Here is a 17,342-nt window from a genome sequence, read left to right as displayed (position 1 = left end):
GCCCTTTCATTTTTTATTTCACTACAAAGGTATTAACAACATTCATTAATTCATCAGATAGCTCGGATAATACTTGAGCTTCTTCAGAAACTCGTTGTACTGTATTCAATTGAGAGGCAGAAGTTGCTGCTACTGCTCTTGTATTGTCCTTTGAATTGACTGAAAAATCTTCCATATCTTTTACAGCAGATGTTACTTCTTCCATACCAGCTGCCATTTCTTCAATTGTTGCAGAAAGCTCTTGAATTTGCCCTGTCACATGGTGAATGGAAGTTAAAATCTGGCTAAATGATTTTTCCGAATCATTGATCATGACAATACCATGATCTACTTCTTCTACAGCGTGAACCATGATATTTACAGATTCGTTTGTATCATGCTGGATATGAGAAATAAGTGTAGAAATTTCTCTTGCAGATGCCTCAGATTGCTCTGCAAGTTTACGTACCTCATCAGCAACCACTGCAAAGCCACTACCAGCCTCCCCAGCACGTGCAGCTTCGATTGCCGCATTCAATGCAAGTAAATTGGTTTGCGAAGCAATCCCTGTAATGATTCCTACGATTTCTTCTATTTTATTAGAATGATCGCCAAGTAATTTAACAGAAGCTGCAGATTGATTAACAGCTTTGCTAATAGCATTCATTTGTGCAACAGATTTATTTGTCGATTCATTCCCTCTTTCAGCTTCCTCTGATGCTAAAATCGAGGATTCTGAAATTTGATTGGACGTCATGGCAATACGTTGAATACCAATATTCATTTCTTCAATGGTAATTGTACTTTCTTTTGCCTTTTGTACTTGAAGATCAGCGCCACTTGCAATCTCCTGCATGGAAGATGCTACATTATTATATGAATCGGAAGCTTCTTGCATATTTACAGATAAAACATTGGCTGTGTTTGAAACACGCTCAGAAACAATCGTTGTACTCTTAATAACATTTTTTAAGTTATCGATCATAGAATTAAAATTTTGTGTGAGCATTCCTACTTCGTCTGTTGAAGTAACTGGTAATGGTTCCAGCTCTAAATTACCTTCTGCGACTTTTTTAGATTGTAAGGAAAGTTGTTGAATTGGTGTTAATTTTTTTCTTAAAAGAGTGTAAACAGCAATGGATGAACCAATTAAGAAAATAACCGTTACTAATAAAGTCCATAGGGCTTCAGACATCGCTTTTCCTGTTACCATTGATACGTCATAGTCAATGGCATAAGCAGCCAGCATATTCCCATTCTCATCCAAGATTGGTGTAAGGCCTGTTTTATAGCTACCATATTCATCGCTATAAATATCTGTTGCTGTTGCTTTTTTTGTATCAAAGACTTCTTTAATTCTTGCTAGGAAATCTGGAGATAAACCCATTGCAATCATATCTTGGTTATACTCTGCCCCTAGTTCAAGTATACTAGATGATAGAACAGGTGCATTAATATTTTCACCGTTAACTGTAATTAAAAATAGATTGGTAATGCTATCTGAATTATCATTGATTGCATCCATTTCACTAGTTAATCGTAGAGCATCAGGGTTACTATTTGTAGGATTCTCTAATATCGATTTTAGTGTAGTAATATCAATGGTTTTGGCTAGGATCATGCCTTTGTCAGAAAGAGATTGATTCATGTCTGTTAAATTACTATTTCTTACTATATAATAAGAAAGACCTAAAGTAACTAATCCAAATAATAATAAAATACTCACTACTATTGCAGTTAATTTCTTACTAATAGACATTTGCTGCTTCTTGCGTGTTTTCATGCTTTTCCTCCTAATATGATATAGCAAATATTTCAAGCTAAGGACTATAAATGGATAATTTAGTCAATGTACTACACATTGAAGATGTTGATGTTATTCGTAGAAGTCCAGATGCGTGTTAACTATTTATAAATGCAAAATAATCTATTTATCCCCTATCATTTAACTACTATACTGCCAAAAAAATTGATTCACAACCCAGAAAACTTACTATTTCAAGTCATGATTTCTATAAATAAATGATGATATATAGTTTTTTAGTCTATATATTTTTTAGGTTAGGTTAAATTTTTACAAAAAGCTATATATTTCCTAGTATAAAAAAGAAGTATGCTCAGATCTAACTTATTTTCAGTTGATTAAAAATTTGGCTGAAATACCAATTTCCAATTCCTTGTTAGGGCTTTTTACTTATTTTGTCATGACTTATATGTAAAGGAATTTGATGATTATTGTTATGGGAATAAAATGAAAAAAGGTTATTTCTTTATTCTTAAATAAAGAAATAACCTTTTCTATTGTTGCTAAGGCCGCGGATTACCAAATATGCCCGGTAAAATATTAGGGAGTCCTGGTATTAATGGTGGTGGGAAACCAGGATATTGCCCCCCTGGACGTGGCGGATAAGGTTGCGGTGGATAAGGCTGTGGTGGATAAGGACGTGGCGGATAAGGTTGCGGTGGATAAGGCTGTGGTGGGTATGGACGCGGTGGATAAGGTTGAGGCGGATATGGTGGATATGGTGGTGGGTATGGCGGCGGATAGGAACTACCAGGAGGTGTTCCTGTACCTGCAGCAGTGATTTGACTAACATCCACAGTCACTATTTGACCATTATCTAACTGAATTTCAGCAGTTCTTCCTCCAGTTCCGAATGTCCGAATTAATGTACCTGAATAAGTACCAGTAGGGAGTGTTACCCATATTTTCATACCTGGGCGAAATTGACTGTTAAAATCATCAGGGGCTAATCTAGGATAAACCAATGAAACACACCTTTCTTCATTTTTTCTAACATATGCCTATTACGATTTTTGTCATAGGCTATAGGCTATGGATGCTTAAGTTCGAATTTGTTATAAAATAAAACGATTTTCATTATAATAAGGGAAAAAGCTAAAAGGATGTTTAGCACATGGCAATTATTAAGATAAAAAAAATAAACATACAAAATTTACGAAATGTACGACAGGGTGAAATTGTTCTCACAGTAAATTTTGAGACATTTCTACAAGCGAATGTTGTTGGCCTATATGGACAAAATGGCTCTGGAAAGACAACCATTGTAGATGCATTTAGTTTATTGAAGACACTTCTATCAGGATGGCTTGCTGAAGTGAAGTTGCCCTCTCAAAAGAAGCGACTTATATTGGCAGGAGAGCAAACAGCTAGCATGGATGTAGAATTTCTAGTTCAGAATCAATTCGGTACATTTTTTGTGAATTACTATGTGGAGCTACAGGAGGATCAACATCGACTATATACTACGTTGGAGCGCCTTACCTATCGAGAAAACACGAAAGGGAAGCGATCAAAGATTTTAGTGGCTGTGACGGAGAGGGATGTACAAATTCGTCAATCGAAACTGGATGATTTGAGTGAACAAGCACGAATTCAATTACTGGTTATTCAACAGTTAGCAAGAAAACAATATATGTCATTTCTATTCCATAAAGATATAAAGACATTATTACAGGAACGGCTTTCTGAGCTAGAAATGCAGTTGCTACAAAATATTGCTGTTGATTTTAGTCGAGACTTACATGTTGTTAATACTCAAAATATTGCCCCACTATTTGAAGAACGGATGATGCCATTCAGTATTCATTTAGAGAAAACAAGAGGTCTTATTCCTTATGATTTAAATGGACCAGCTTTATTACCAGAGGATGCATTCTATGCATTATGTGAAGTTATTGAACAAAGTAATCAAGTGCTCTCAGCAATTATTCCTGGTCTGACGATTAAAATTAATATCATTACAAAGCAAATGATGGACAGTGGCGAGCAAGGAATTCGTTTTGAATTTTTGTCTCAGCGCGGGGAGCAGGAATTACCGCTACGAACAGAGTCAGAGGGAATTTTAAAGATCATTTCTATTCTTAGTGTATTAATTGCTGTATACAATAATCCGAATGCATGCGTGGTTATTGATGAATTAGATTCAGGTGTATTTGAATATTTGTTAGGTGAGTTGTTAACAGTGATAGATGAGGATGGAAAAGGGCAACTTATTTTTACTTCCCATAATCTACGTGTGTTAGAGGTGCTAGCTATTAAAAATTTATGGTTTACGACAACAAATGAACATCACCGTTATATGCAGCTAAAAGGTATCAAAGAAGTGAATAACGCTAGAGATGTCTATTTACGTGCTATCCAGCTTGGCGGGCAAGAGGAAGAGATATATAAGGAAACTAAAACATTTAAAATAAAGCGGGCTTTTCGTAAAGCAGGTGTTCAACATGACTAAAAAAGTACTTTTGATTATTGTGGAAGGGCAGACGGAGCAAATTATTTTAGAGGATTATTTAGATGCTCATTTTGCGAACTCCACAATACGTTTTGATGTACAACGAGAAGATATCTTAACAAAGTGGGATGCGCACAAACGAATACCGAATATTAAAAACAGTGTTGTACGAGTGATTCAAAGCTATCTTGAAAAATATAAATTTTTAGCCAATGATTTAACAGCGGTTGTTCATATTACAGATGCAGATGGATGCTTTATCGCACCAGAGTGCGTCAAGGTAGATGAGCGTATCGAGCAAAACTTATTTTATACAGAGGATGCTATTTTAGTGAAGTCAGATAAACGCAAAGAACAAATAGAACAACGCAATGATATGAAGGCTAAGAATGCTAGAATTTTGATTGCCAACGACCACTTTAGCATTAACCGTATGAAAGTACCTTATCAATTATTTTATTTTTCTACGAATTTAGAACATGTCTTATGGAATGAGCGCAATGAAATCCCAACAGAAAAAATACAAAAAGCAGATAAATTTATGGACAATCTGACATGCACGATTGAGGAATATTTAAGCACCTATCTCCCAGTTAGTTCAGAGTTGTCTTATAGGGAAAAAATAAAGAAAAGTTGGTCATTTTTAATGGAAGGCTGTCATTCATTGCATCGTGGCACGAATGTACCGCTATTGTTTGAAATGATTAAAACAGATATAAAGTAAAAACAGGTGACGAATGGAGTCACCTGTTTTTATCTAGAGTACGTTAGTGCATTTGCTCATAGCTTCGAATATGAGTTAATATAGCTGGATCTTTAATTTTTGTATCTTCACATAGTAATAAGAGCTTGGACATGATCTCAGCCGTCCGTGGATCATCATCCACCATCGGTAAGAAAATTCGTCCACGATGCTGAGATGGGACAGCAATAATTGGGATCATGGAACCGCCTATTTGATGCACCACACCACTTCCTAAATGTAAGGAGTAACTTGCTAGCTTACCTTCTATGAGGGCATGTTGTTTTTTCACTTCCACATTGTTTAGCTTCAATAATTTAGCCAATTCTTCTACGATAATGCTGCGCATTTCAACAGTAGAATGACTTGCCTCAGGGTCTACACCACCAACATGAGCTACGCTGACAACAAGATCAATATCTCGCATAACCTCAGAGAATATCGCAGCTGGAATATCATCTAAAACGATATCTTTGCCTGTTAGTCGATCATAGAAGTAAACACCTTCGATTGCAGGTGCTTCAATTTCTGCTGGCGTAAACCAATCTGCCTGTGCATACAAGGATGCCACAATATTTTCCTTATAATATACTTTACGTGGTCCTGTTTCATAGCTGATTTGCCAGCCACGTGTTTTCAACAGGGCTACTGTTTGTGAAGGATTTACTTGATGCCCTGCATAGCGCAATGAATGTTTCTGTGCTTTTTCATCAGCATTGATGAGATATAACTCACGGAACACTTGCTTAAATGGCTGTTTAATGTTGTGCTCGAACATATAGGATTGCCACTGTCTCCATTGACCGCTCTCTAGAAGATGGTAAGGATGAGCAATCTTTATAGAGGACGTAGGAGCAAGGTTCACAACGTCAGCCGATAAAAGCTGTAAACCTTCTGATGTCAGCATTCCAACGTAATTATCGCTAATAAATAGTAGTTTTTGTAACAGCGGAGCTAGAATCGGATGAGCTAATAAATGAATGAGCTCCTCGACCGAAAATACTGTTTCTAATTCCATTGCTTGCTCAAGCGCTGGGCGTGCTCGTTTATATTGCTCTTGTAAGTCTTTTCGGGCTTCCTGCAAGGTTACAATATCAGCATGCTTTTTTAATGCAGCAGGAACGTTCTTTAGACGTTTACCATCCTTTTCAACAATAATAGCTACAGAGGCATCATCCTCTATTTGTAGATGGGCTGTAATTTGCTCGATTTGTTGTGCTTTAAATAAATGCTTCATATCGTTAAAGGCAGATAACTCCATACGCCATGTGAAGCGAGTGGCTTCTCCATCCCCTGCATTGCGCGCTAAATTTTCTAGAGCGATACTTGCTGCTCGAGCCTCACTTGCGCGGCGTTGAGCACCAAATTGCTTACTTTCCTTCAAAAACTGTTGAATAAATTGATAGCGTGTCAGGGCGTCTTTGTCATCGGATTTTATTAAAGGGATAAGACCAAGTGCGCGCAGTTTATCTTTATTGCGTTTATCTTGAATTTCTTGCATTAACGGTTTTGGACTGAGCTTACCGATAGCTGTATCTGCATAAAGCTGTGCCCGACGATGGTTGGCTCCTTCAGAAGCATATTTTGCAGCATCATAAACAAGTTTGAATTTCTTAGCTCCAAGTGTTTGATAGGCGCTTTGGAACCAAGCTAAATCGAATGCACCATCACGGAAATCCTCAGCAGTGATGCTAGAGAAAAGGGCAATCTGATCTTTGGCAAAGTCGGATAAAGAATCTGTGGTGTGAGCAATAAAATACCAGGCTGATTCTTTTAGTCCATCCCAGCCAATCACTTCACTTACAAGGTCTATCCAATGCTGGTTATACATCATTGCTTCAATTAATCGTTCTTTAGAAATGTCTGTTTTCTGCCAAGCTTCTTTTAATTGCTGCGCTGTTTCTTCTTTTTTGGGGTAACAGTTAGTTAGCAATCGGGAGAATACATCCTTTTTCGTTTCTGCCTGCCAAATATATCCTCTCGCAAGCTTTTCTCCGTCAAGTGCCTGTAGAATCTGTAAGAAATAATCAATACCCTCAAAATAAGAAATGCTACTAGCAAGCTTTGTTACAGCAGTAGGCGTATCACCACGTTTTAGCTCTATGGCTAAAATACGATCAATCGCTTGTTCACGAATAGCAAAGAAATCTGTTAAATCTTCAAACGATTGTTGATAGCGTTCTTGTAACTTAGTTGGCTCATTAAATATTTCTGAAGCGAGCGTGTTGGTAAATATGGCTTCAAATAAGTGATCTTGCGTAAATAAACCAACTTTCATGGCGTCTAAATATTGGAACAAAGATAAATTGTAGACGTTTGGGCTATAGCTTGCATTTTTCATACGCTTTGTTAGCTCTTCATTAACAGCTAGCATTTTGACATATTCACCATAGGTTGAGTAATCAGACCAGCATCGATCAACGAATGACTCAACGACATCTAAATCGATAATAGTAGAAGTGGAACGATAGTAATAATAACCCTTCTCTCGAACATCAAGTTGCCACTGATCAGCAGGGATTTGTTTGAATATCTGTAACATTATGCCTACTGCCTGTTCGAAGCGATTAAATTCGGGTGCATGCTTTTCGAGTAATGAAAGTGCTTCCTGATGCAGCACTGTATCACCTGAGATTTTGTCGATGTCTTGGGATAGCACTGAGAAAATCTGTTGAATTGTATCGTCATATTTCAAGGAATTAAATTGCGCAACACGTACTTTTAAATCTTTGTATTGGAAGAACGGTTTGATTAGTGTATGAGCTGCTTCGGAAAGATCATGAGCAGCAGGGTATTCTGATAGATTATGGTAAAAATTAAAATAGGCTAAGTCCTCATTACTAAATAATGCTGTCTTCATCCATTGAACAATTTCTTCGGGGATAGGATAAGCATCAAGACTAGCATGTCGTTGATTATCCGATTTAGTTGCCATTACACTATATCTTTGTCCTAATGTAGTGCTAATGGGAGTGTCATTCCATTGGTATGTTTCATATTCTAGTTCAGCATGTTGATCTAAAACCTGAATAAGCTGCTCTAGCTTAGATAATAATTTATCAACATCATATTGAAAGAATTTTTCAAAAGGTGTAGGTGCCTGTACATAAAGTGGAGCAAGCTGTTGCCAAGGCTCTACACCATTCATTTGAATGGCTCCATCCGAAATACAGCCGTATTGAATAGGGGGATGTGGCGTATACAAGCCAAAGCCATTACTCTCGTTATACTCAGGGACATCCCTTGTAATTAATTGCTCTAACAAAACTTGCTCGTTTTTAGTTACTTTTGGTAATAAGGAGCATAAAGCTGTAATTTGCTCGCTTGCTAAGTTGTGTCGCTTAGAGGCTTCTAATAGTAATTCAAGCCCTCCAAGTCTCTTTAACTGCTTACTATCTTTTAACAGCCTTTCAGCACTTTGTAACAGATTATTCTGTGCCTGAACTTTTAAGAGTGAAATAGCCTCTTTACGAAGTGCACCTGATTTATTTGCTAAAAGATCTTCAATCTTTGCTATTTCTTCTTCTGTTGGTGTTAAAGCACGTATTTTTTTTAACGCGAGAGAACGATTAATGGAACTACGATCTCGTAAAGAATTAAATAAAAATTCGCGTTGACCTTGTGTGACAGGTTCTAGACAATAAATATTCAGTAGGCCGATTCTGCTAGATGGTGAGTAAGAATCTGCATGCTCAATAATTCGTTGGAATAATGCCTCGTCTTGTACATGATGGGCTAAAATAATTTGTGTTGAAATTAAATCTTCTAATGACAAATGGACATGGACAAAGGATAGAGGTTTGCCTGTAATGTTAAGTCCGTCTTTCGTAATTTCACTTTTTGCCCACTCAAGCTGTTCAAATAAAAGGTATTCAATCCCTTGTAACTGTGTGTTTTCTTGCATGAAGGTTTGAAGGATTTGCGCCCATTCATTGTCTCTTGCATACTCACTATTAATATGGTGATTAGCATAAAGAAAATTGCCCCATGCAAAGGCAAACAACTCGATATCTTTTGTTGATAAGATTAAATCCTTTACAAATGGCGCTGTGAAGGAAATTTTCGATAAGTTTTTCAAAAAGGCAAGCGTTGTAAGTTGGATATGTTTATCACGTTTTAAGAGTATTGTTACAAGGTCATTTAATTTCGTATAGTCCTTTGTAGCAGTTGCCCATAATGCAACATAGATATCAATTGTACGTTCACTCGTTAACAGTTGCTCAACAAAGCTGTCTTCTTCGATTGCTTGGATGGCTAATGCAAGAACTTCCTCTGTTATTTTTTGATTTTCGAAACTATTATAGCCAAGTCCCATCCAAGTATCGACTGCTCGAATTACAGAGGAGAAGCGTGTTAGGCGATGTTCCTGAATAAGCTTCATCATGTTGAGTTGTGCATCAAGATTGCCATGGTCAATATTTTCTACTATTGCCTGTCGTAAACCTTCTTGTCGTGCAGCTGCTAATAAGAGTTTGCCAAGGGCATCATGCATCCGATGATTACTTGATTTAAAAATACCTCGAATGAATGGATGGCCGAAAAAGCTACTTTGATGTTCATCAAATAAAATACCTTCTACTGCTTCTTCAATTGACGGGTTTTCTAATGATAGTTCTTCAGCAAGCAACTGCTCAAAGACATTAAAACCCATTACTTTTGTATTTTCATTCTTTAAGACATAGGAGCTATAGCTTGGATAGGTTCCATGCTCATATTGACGATGATTCGTTAACAACTCCTGCAAAGTAATTTCCTCAAATGTCAGCATTTCTTCTATTAATTGTAAACATTGAAACAGATGGTCTTGCACTGGTTGAGAAGAACGAAAAGATCGACGTAAAACACCTCTTTGGAACATTGTAGCATCAAAGCGTAATGCTAGTTTCTTGATCTTAAGTGCACGTTCTTGTGAAGAAAACATGGTAAGCACTTCAAATAATGGTCCACTAAATAGTTCTTCAAGTGATAAATATTGCTGAGCAGCTATAAGCGTTTCAATGTCATAATCTCTATTGTCCATGTATTTTAACAGTGCAGCTGCTAAAGGCTGTATTGCTATAGGTGCAGAATCAACTATACTTTGAAAATGTATTTTTTGTTCATGTGAAAGTGTCATATAAATCCCTCCTTACCAAATTCGTCCTGCAAGCATAGTAAGTTTAATAAATGTAAAGACATCGTCTTCCTGTATGTTTAATGGTGTAGAAAGAGAATCTAAAGATTCTTCATTATGAAGGACTAAAAACAGCTCGTCCTGAAAGGCTTGAAGCATTGTGGAAATAGCTTGATCCACTGACTGTACAGTATCCTTTTTCTTTTCTCCAAAATGTACTTTGCCATATTGAGCAGCTTCTTCTAGTTGCTGATCCGATAAATAAACATGAAGTGGTGTATCTACCATTTTCTCATTAAATTGTTGAACCTGCTGTGTAACAAGCTGAACAAGTAAATCTTGTAACGTTATGACAGGCTCTTCAATTGAAAATGAAATTTTTTCAAGTTTACGAGACTTCTTACCGATTACTTTTTGCTGGTAAAATAAACGCAATCTAACACCTCCTTACAATAATTTCATTATACAAGAGTGAGAACAGGGAAAAGAATAAGGCATATGACGCTAGTTGCGTAAAAAAATTTGGGAAAAGTGTTATCAAAAGTAGCCTGCTACAACTGATTTGTAGGGTAGAAAGTGGGTAAAAATTTACTGAAGATTATGCGGAAAGTAGAACGTTTGTACGATTATTGTTATCAAGATAAGTATCATTTTGCGTTTTTTTATTCTAATAACGGTGAAGAAGCAGAATATATTACTCAGGTAACTTTTTAGACATACGTATTTAAAAGAACATTCTTTCATGAAATCTCGTAAACGAAGATTATTCTCATTAGTATTAAATAGGTGACATAATATAGCATACTATTTATTTGCTTTAAATAGTGGTGTACTTTTGTGGAGTTGTTAAGAGACATCTTTTCATCTCTGATTTCATAAGCTTTATAGGTATGATTTTATAAAGCTAGAAGGAGGCAAAATCATTCAAATACACGTTGTACGGGCTGGCGAGTCTTTATGGGGAATTGCACAGGCGTATGGGGCTACGGTTCAGAGCATTATAGATGCCAATCAAATTCCAGAGCCAAATCGTTTAGTTGTGGGGCAAGCTCTTGTAATCCCGATTGTCGGAAGCTTTTATTATGTACAGCCAGGTGATAGCCTATGGTCAATTGGCCAACGTTTCGGTATTAATTATGTAACACTTGCACAAGTAAATGGCATTAATCCAAATCAACCATTAGCAGTTGGAACGAGATTATATATCCCACAGCCACCAAAAACAAGGGCAGAAACTTTAGCCTATTTAGAGCCGAGAGGAACATCAGTTAGTGAAGCACTCTTGAATCAAGCGAGGGAAGCGGGTCCTAATTTAACATATTTAGCTTTATTTAGCTATGAGGCTAGGCGTGATGGTACTTTACAGAGGCCACCAAGCCAAGGTGTGACACAAATTGCAAATGATACGGGAGCATCAATGGCAATGGTTATTTCTAATTTGGAGAATTTTAGTTTTAGTGGTGAATTAGCGAGAGATATTTTTCAAAGTACAGCTGTTCAAGATTTATTATTTGATAATATTCTTGCAGAAGCAAAGCGACTTGGGGATGTTAAAGATATCCACTTTGACTTCGAAAATTTGCCAGCAGATCAACGACAAGCCTATAACAATTTTTTAAGAAGAGCTGTAGAAAAATTTCACACTCAAGGATATACAGTGTCTACAGCATTAGCTCCTAAAACAAGTGATAGTGAACGAGGACCATGGACAGCGGCACATGATTATAGAGCACATGGGGAAATCGTGGACTTTGTTTTACTCATGACTTATGAATGGGGATATTCAGCTGGCCCACCAATGGCCGTTTCACCTCTCCCAGAGGTAGAAGCAGTTGTAAAATATGCGGTGAGTGAAATACCTGCAAGCAAAATTATGTTAGGGCAAAATTTATATGGCTACGATTGGACGTTACCTTTTGTTCAGGGGGGACCGTATGCAGAAGCGCTTAGTCCACAGCGAGCCATTGAAATTGCTAAACGTTATAATGCAGCAATTCAGTATGATTGGAGAGCCCAAGCACCATTTTTTGAATACTATGATGAGCAAGGTAGGGCGCATATGGTATGGTTTGAAGATGCTAGATCTATTCAAGCTAAATTCAATCTCATTAAACAATATAACCTTCGTGGTATTGGTTATTGGAAATTAGGACTACCATTCCCTCAGAACTGGGTGTTAATTGGTGCCAATTTTGATGTGGTAAAGAAATGAGAAAATGAAGAAAAAAGGACGGATTGCCCAATGTATTTTCTTCGAAGAGGAAATTATCTGTAAAATTCATTTCTAATTATGGGTAAATATATTATAATTATGGTAAATAGTATTTTAGGAGGTATATTTTGGGTAAATTTAAAAAGTTAGGTATTATTTTAACCACTACTGCATTTTCTGTTGGTATTCTAGCACCCGTTTCACAAGCTTCTGCAAATGTGAAAGAGCCTTCAGAGCGTATTGCAATACAGTTGGCTGCCTCAGAGACGAAAGTGACAAAAGGTATGCTAATTAACAAATTACGTGCACTATTCCCTGAAGAGTTCAAATTTGTAGCTGATAATGAGTTTAATTCTGGAGGCGGTCATTTCTTTAGAGATGATACAACGGTCCGTTATGATTTAAACTTCCATAAAACGGTAAATGGTAAAGATGTATATGGTGGTTTTACATTTAAAGGTGAAGATTTAGAGTTAGAACATTTCTATTATCAGCCAGCTAATATCGCTGAAGCAGTATATCCCGCAAAATATTCAGAGACTGAAGCAAAAAAAATTGCAGATGACTTCCTAAGAAAATTTGCGAAAATAGAGAACTATAAACTCCGTGAAGATGGCTTCGGTTATTACAATGTCATTAATCGTCCATTATCACAACCTATTACCTACTCATTTGTTTATTCACCAACCTATAATGGAGTGCTTATTGGCGATCAAAGTATCACTATAGATGTTCTTGCTAATGGTCAAATAACAGGAATGTATAAAAATACAGAATCAATTGGTAAAGCAACCTTTGATAGCTCAAGCCAGAAAAAAAATGAGGAAGAAATTGTTGCACAAGTACGTGATAACTTAGCAGTTGAACTTCGTTATTACGTTGACTATTTTAGCGATCAACGTAATGTGAAGCTTGTCTATATGCCAGCAACAGGATTTAATGGTGTACATGCTTTAACAGGTCAATGGCAAACAACGAATGGCTTCTCTACACAAGTTCCAAAGACGAAAAGCGCTGAGAAAATATCCTCACAGCAATTACCACCAAGAAAAAGCGGTATGACAGTAGCAGAGGTTGAGGAATTCGCTGAAAATTTATTAAAAGTCGATGAAGACAAGGCAAAGCTCACTATTGATATGGTTGACGAAAGAGAAAATGACAATGGTGAAACGGTTTATACAGTAAATTACATGTATATGTACAATAATGGCGGGTCTGGTACCTCTTTAGAAATTAATAAGGCAACAGGCGATATCGTGCAGTATCACGATATTATGAGAGATTTTATCAACACTGACAAAACAACTACCCTCTCTAAGGATGCGGCATTAGCAAAGGCTGTTGAATACTTAAAGCAATGGGCTCCATCCTATTTACATGAGTATTCGATGCCAATTGATAATCCTGTACATGATGATTATAGTAAAGATTATTACTTCTCCTTCCCACGCATCGTAAACGGGATTGCGGTTGTTGGAGATGAAATAAACGTAGGTATTGGCTCTGATGGATCATTACGTTCTTTGAATGTTAATAAACAAGAGATTAATAACTGGCCTTCTCTTAGTCAAGTAATCTCTGCTGATAAAGCAAAAGAAGCCTATAGTAAGGCCCTTACATTACAACTACAATATGTAAAGCAGGATACTGAAGGTAAACAACATTATGATCTAGTCTATGCTCCAACTTACAACGGTAGCTTAGTTAATCAAATTGATGCAATTACTGGTGAATGGTTGTATGAGGTAGATGGCTCAAAAGAAAAGCAATCTATTTCACACCCAACAGCAGCCAATGAATTAAATTATCTTCTACATCAAAATGTATTAGAGATAAAAGATATAGCAAACTTTAATGCTGATGCTGCTGTGACAAAGGGAGAAGCATTAAAGATTCTACTAAAATCTTTAACATATGGCCATTTTGGTAGTGGCGATGGTGAAAAGCAAACCTTCAGCAATATCGATAAAAACCATCCATTATATGGAGTGGTTGAACAAGCTGTAAGAATGGGAATTTTACAGCCAGCAAACCAATTCGCTTTGGATGAAACATTGACTCGTCAAGAGCTAGCAGTATGGGCTGTTAAAGCAATGCAATTGGAGAATGTTGCAAAGTATAAGGATATTTACAAATTAAACTTTGCGGATGCAGCTTCTATTGATCCAGCGTATACAGGCTATATAGCAATAGCAAATGGGATGGGGCTGATTGATACACAGCAAAATAACTTTAATGCTACCAAGAGTGTGTCATATGCCGATTTGGCTGTGTCAACAGTTCGTTTAGCAAAAGCTATTCAAGAAAATAAAGTGGATCGTAACTTCTATTATTAAGTCGCATTCCATGAAAAGGGTATCTCCTTATTTGTAGGAGATGCCCTTTTTAGGTTAGTTTGTAGAAGAATGGGGAAATAATATGTAAAGAAAGGAGTGAATAAATTGAAATTGAAATTTATTTTAGTGATTTCTTTAATGACTGTTATTCTTTACGGCTGTAATAAGGATGAGGTAAAAGATGTGCCTGCAAATGCTCCAGCAGATCAGAATGCTACTCAACAGACGGGTGAGACGCCAACTGACCAAGTGACATTTAATTTTTTAGAGTTTTCTTTAGATGTTGATTACTCTGCAACGGAGTCTTATGAGGTAGAATATGAGGATAAAAAAACAGGAATAGAAGCAAAATTAGAAGATGATCGAAAAAATGAAAAACTGCAGGGCGATGAAGCTTATACTAAATTAGAGCCGTTATTTAAGCAGTTGAATTTTGATTCTACAACATCTAATGATGAAGTGATTGATCAAGTAATCAAAGTATTCAATATTGAAGATAACTATCAATCCATTGAAGTGGATGTCGAATTTGTAGACGGCAATGAAAAGGAATTTAAACGAATTAAATAATAAAAACAAGCCAGCTAGCTGATTTAATCAGTTAGCTGGCTTTACATTCATTTACATTCTCGTACCCAATGTCGATGTTTAGCAAGGGCATGAACAAAAGATTTTGGATCGGTTGCAACCCCATGTTTATTGGCTATATGCTGTAAAAATAAAACATTTTCCGTATAACCTATTGTTTTACAGTGCTGATAGGCTTGTTCAATAAACTGTTCTGCTTTTGCTTGTTCATAGGAATTCTGAAAGGCTCCTGTAACATAAACCCCATCATAAAGAACTGAGGAGGTAGTAGCAAATGTTTCGTGAATTTCATAACCGCTTACTATGCCTTGTTTATTACTTACTAGTTCAACTACGATATCTTCACTTAAAAATGTAGCAATAAGTTCATTTAATTTTTCACTACTATTTTCTGTAACAATTACAGCTACTTTATTAGATTTGACACTTTCCTTTGCATTGATTACTTGGCTAACAGCAGGAGAAGTTTGTTGAATATGTGGTACTTCCACTTCTACAGGTGGAACTATACCAATACGCTCAGCGATAGCTGAAGCAAGTGAGTAACTGACATGAGCATACATGTCTACAACTTGTTTTCGAATCGCTTTATTTTTTACTTTGCCAAGTTCAAAGCTAAAGGCATCGATAATATGCTTTTTCTCAATATCTGTCATACTAAGCCAGAATAATCTTGCTTGAGAAAAATGGTCTTTGAAGCTCTCACTACGTGCACGTACTTTATGCCCTTCAACTTTTTCTTCATAATGCTTATATCCACCATCTGCTTCAGAAACAGGATGTGGTGTATTATTGGCTAAGGAATTTTTATGGTAGCTAACTTGTCCCACATTAATGGTTTGTCGGCCATAGCCATCTCGTTGGTTATTATGAAATGGACAAATTGGTTTATTAATAGGAAGCTCATGGAAATTAGGTCCTCCCAGTCGTATTAACTGTGTATCGGTGTAGGAGAATAAACGACCTTGTAATAAAGGATCATTTGAAAAATCAATGCCAGGCACAACATGCCCGACATGGAATGCGGCTTGTTCCGTTTCTGCAAAAAAATTATCCACATTTTTATTCAAGGTCATTTTCCCAAGAATGCGTACTGGAATTTCTTCTTCAGGCCATATTTTCGTGGCATCAAGAATATCGAAGCTAAATTTGAATTCATCTTCAACGGGAATAAGTTGCACACCAAGCTCCCACTCTGGGAAATACCCACGTTCAATGGATTCCCATAAATCTCTGCGGTGAAAATCGGGATCTTTTCCAGCAATGATTTGTGCTTCATCCCATACTAATGATTTTACCCCAAGTACAGGTTTCCAATGAAATTTAACAAAGTGGGCTTTTCCTTCGGCATTGATAAAGCGATAAGTATTAACACCAAAGCCCTCCATCATTCGATAGCTTCGTGGAATCGATCTATCTGACATATGCCACATAACCATATGAGCAGACTCCTGATTATTTGCAATGAAATCCCAAAAAGTATCATGGGCACTTTGTGCTTGTGGTATTTCGTTATTTGGTTCGGGCTTTACAGCGTGTACAAAATCGGGGAATTTAATAGCATCTTGAATAAAAAATACTGGTATGTTATTTCCAACTAAATCATAATTGCCCTCTTGTGTATAAAACTTAGTAGCAAAGCCGCGTGCATCACGAACAGTATCTGCAGAGCCTTTAGACCCGGCAACGGTAGAGAAGCGGACAAAAACAGGGGTTTTAGTGCCTTTTCCATTTAAAAATTGAGCCTTTGTAATATCACTTGCGCATTCATATGTTTCAAAAATTCCATGAGCGGCTGAGCCACGTGCGTGTACTACTCGTTCAGGAATTCGTTCATGGTCAAAGTGAGTCATTTTTTCACGGAAATGAAAATCCTCTAGTAAAGTGGGACCTCGCTCACCTGCTTTTAGTGAATGTTCATCTTCCGATATTTTTAATCCTTGATTGGTTGTGAGAGGTTGATCTTTATCACTTACTCGGAATGCTTCTAGCTGTTGTTGTTTTTGATTGACATCTTTTTTCATTTAGAATCCTCCTTTATAAGTTACAACTACCTTCTACCCGAACGAAAAGATGGCAAACATAAAGAAACAAATTGTTTGCTGTTTAAAAATGT

At 36.8% G+C, this 17,342-nt stretch carries 10 protein-coding genes; 5 read left to right on the top strand and 5 right to left on the bottom strand.

Features of this window, described 5'->3' with window-relative positions:
• Nucleotides 1–13: 13 nt before the first annotated feature.
• Together NYE73_RS21815 and NYE73_RS21810 are read right to left on the bottom strand one after the other, a co-directional pair.
• Entirely contained in the window at nucleotides 14–1,762 is a 1,749-nt protein-coding gene (locus NYE73_RS21815; RefSeq protein ID WP_054548886.1) for a methyl-accepting chemotaxis protein, read from the bottom strand.
• A 524-nt stretch (nucleotides 1,763–2,286) separates the two neighbouring features.
• A complete protein-coding gene (locus NYE73_RS21810; protein WP_009374122.1) occupies nucleotides 2,287–2,748 on the bottom strand; it encodes a hypothetical protein in 462 nt (153 codons plus the stop codon).
• 149 nt (nucleotides 2,749–2,897) lie between these two features.
• Here NYE73_RS21810 and NYE73_RS21805 point away from each other — a divergent pair, with 149 nt between their 5' ends.
• Both NYE73_RS21805 and NYE73_RS21800 read left to right on the top strand, forming a co-directional pair.
• Nucleotides 2,898–4,235 (top strand): ATP-binding protein, encoded by a 1,338-nt coding sequence (locus NYE73_RS21805; RefSeq protein ID WP_259951103.1) that lies wholly within the window; start codon nucleotides 2,898–2,900, stop codon nucleotides 4,233–4,235.
• Nucleotides 4,228–4,959 carry a hypothetical protein gene (locus tag NYE73_RS21800; RefSeq protein ID WP_048394942.1) on the top strand — a complete coding sequence of 244 codons (732 nt, stop codon included), beginning with the start codon at nucleotides 4,228–4,230 and terminating at the stop codon, nucleotides 4,957–4,959. The genes NYE73_RS21805 and NYE73_RS21800 overlap by 8 nt, the downstream gene beginning before the upstream one ends.
• A gap of 43 nt (nucleotides 4,960–5,002) precedes the next feature.
• Here the strand turns inward: NYE73_RS21800 and NYE73_RS21795 are convergent, their stop codons facing one another.
• Both NYE73_RS21795 and NYE73_RS21790 read right to left on the bottom strand, forming a co-directional pair.
• Nucleotides 5,003–10,093: a DUF4132 domain-containing protein gene (locus tag NYE73_RS21795; RefSeq protein WP_259951104.1), complete on the bottom strand. Its 5,091-nt coding sequence runs from the start codon at nucleotides 10,091–10,093 to the stop codon at nucleotides 5,003–5,005.
• A gap of 12 nt (nucleotides 10,094–10,105) precedes the next feature.
• Nucleotides 10,106–10,525: a hypothetical protein gene (locus NYE73_RS21790; protein WP_048394944.1), complete on the bottom strand. Its 420-nt coding sequence runs from the start codon at nucleotides 10,523–10,525 to the stop codon at nucleotides 10,106–10,108.
• Nucleotides 10,526–11,129: 604 nt separating this feature from the next.
• Between NYE73_RS21790 and NYE73_RS21785 the strand changes: the two genes are divergently transcribed.
• From NYE73_RS21785 to NYE73_RS21775, 3 genes are all read left to right on the top strand, one after another.
• On the top strand, nucleotides 11,130–12,302 hold the full coding sequence (locus NYE73_RS21785; protein ID WP_412758724.1) for a glycosyl hydrolase family 18 protein: 1,173 nt from the start codon (nucleotides 11,130–11,132) through the stop codon (nucleotides 12,300–12,302).
• Nucleotides 12,303–12,430: 128 nt separating this feature from the next.
• The gene (locus NYE73_RS21780; protein WP_259951106.1) at nucleotides 12,431–14,638 is read left to right on the top strand and encodes a YcdB/YcdC domain-containing protein; all 2,208 of its coding nucleotides are present in this window, start codon (nucleotides 12,431–12,433) and stop codon (nucleotides 14,636–14,638) included.
• 105 nt (nucleotides 14,639–14,743) lie between these two features.
• Nucleotides 14,744–15,208: a YusW family protein gene (locus NYE73_RS21775; protein ID WP_048394947.1), complete on the top strand. Its 465-nt coding sequence runs from the start codon at nucleotides 14,744–14,746 to the stop codon at nucleotides 15,206–15,208.
• 47 nt (nucleotides 15,209–15,255) lie between these two features.
• Here the strand turns inward: NYE73_RS21775 and NYE73_RS21770 are convergent, their stop codons facing one another.
• Complete coding sequence (locus tag NYE73_RS21770; protein WP_048394948.1) at nucleotides 15,256–17,250, bottom strand: catalase; 1,995 nt, start codon at nucleotides 17,248–17,250, stop codon at nucleotides 15,256–15,258.
• Nucleotides 17,251–17,342: the final 92 nt, after the last annotated feature.

Origin of the sequence: Lysinibacillus sp. FSL K6-0102 (assembly GCF_038003545.1) — a bacterium.
In the GTDB taxonomy this organism is placed as follows: domain Bacteria; phylum Bacillota; class Bacilli; order Bacillales_A; family Planococcaceae; genus Lysinibacillus; species Lysinibacillus capsici.
The sequence above is the reverse complement of the archived record's forward strand: the minus strand, read 5'-3'. Positions and strand labels throughout refer to the sequence as shown.

What these genes read in the sequence shown, in the direction of transcription:
- NYE73_RS21815 (WP_054548886.1), bottom strand. Translation starts at nt 1,762, where the DNA reads ATGAAAACACGCAAGAAGCAGCAAATGTCTATTAGTAAGAAATTAACT.
- NYE73_RS21805 (WP_259951103.1), top strand. Translation starts at nt 2,898, where the DNA reads ATGGCAATTATTAAGATAAAAAAAATAAACATACAAAATTTACGAAAT.
- NYE73_RS21800 (WP_048394942.1), top strand. Translation starts at nt 4,228, where the DNA reads ATGACTAAAAAAGTACTTTTGATTATTGTGGAAGGGCAGACGGAGCAA.
- NYE73_RS21795 (WP_259951104.1), bottom strand. Translation starts at nt 10,093, where the DNA reads ATGACACTTTCACATGAACAAAAAATACATTTTCAAAGTATAGTTGAT.
- NYE73_RS21770 (WP_048394948.1), bottom strand. Translation starts at nt 17,250, where the DNA reads ATGAAAAAAGATGTCAATCAAAAACAACAACAGCTAGAAGCATTCCGA.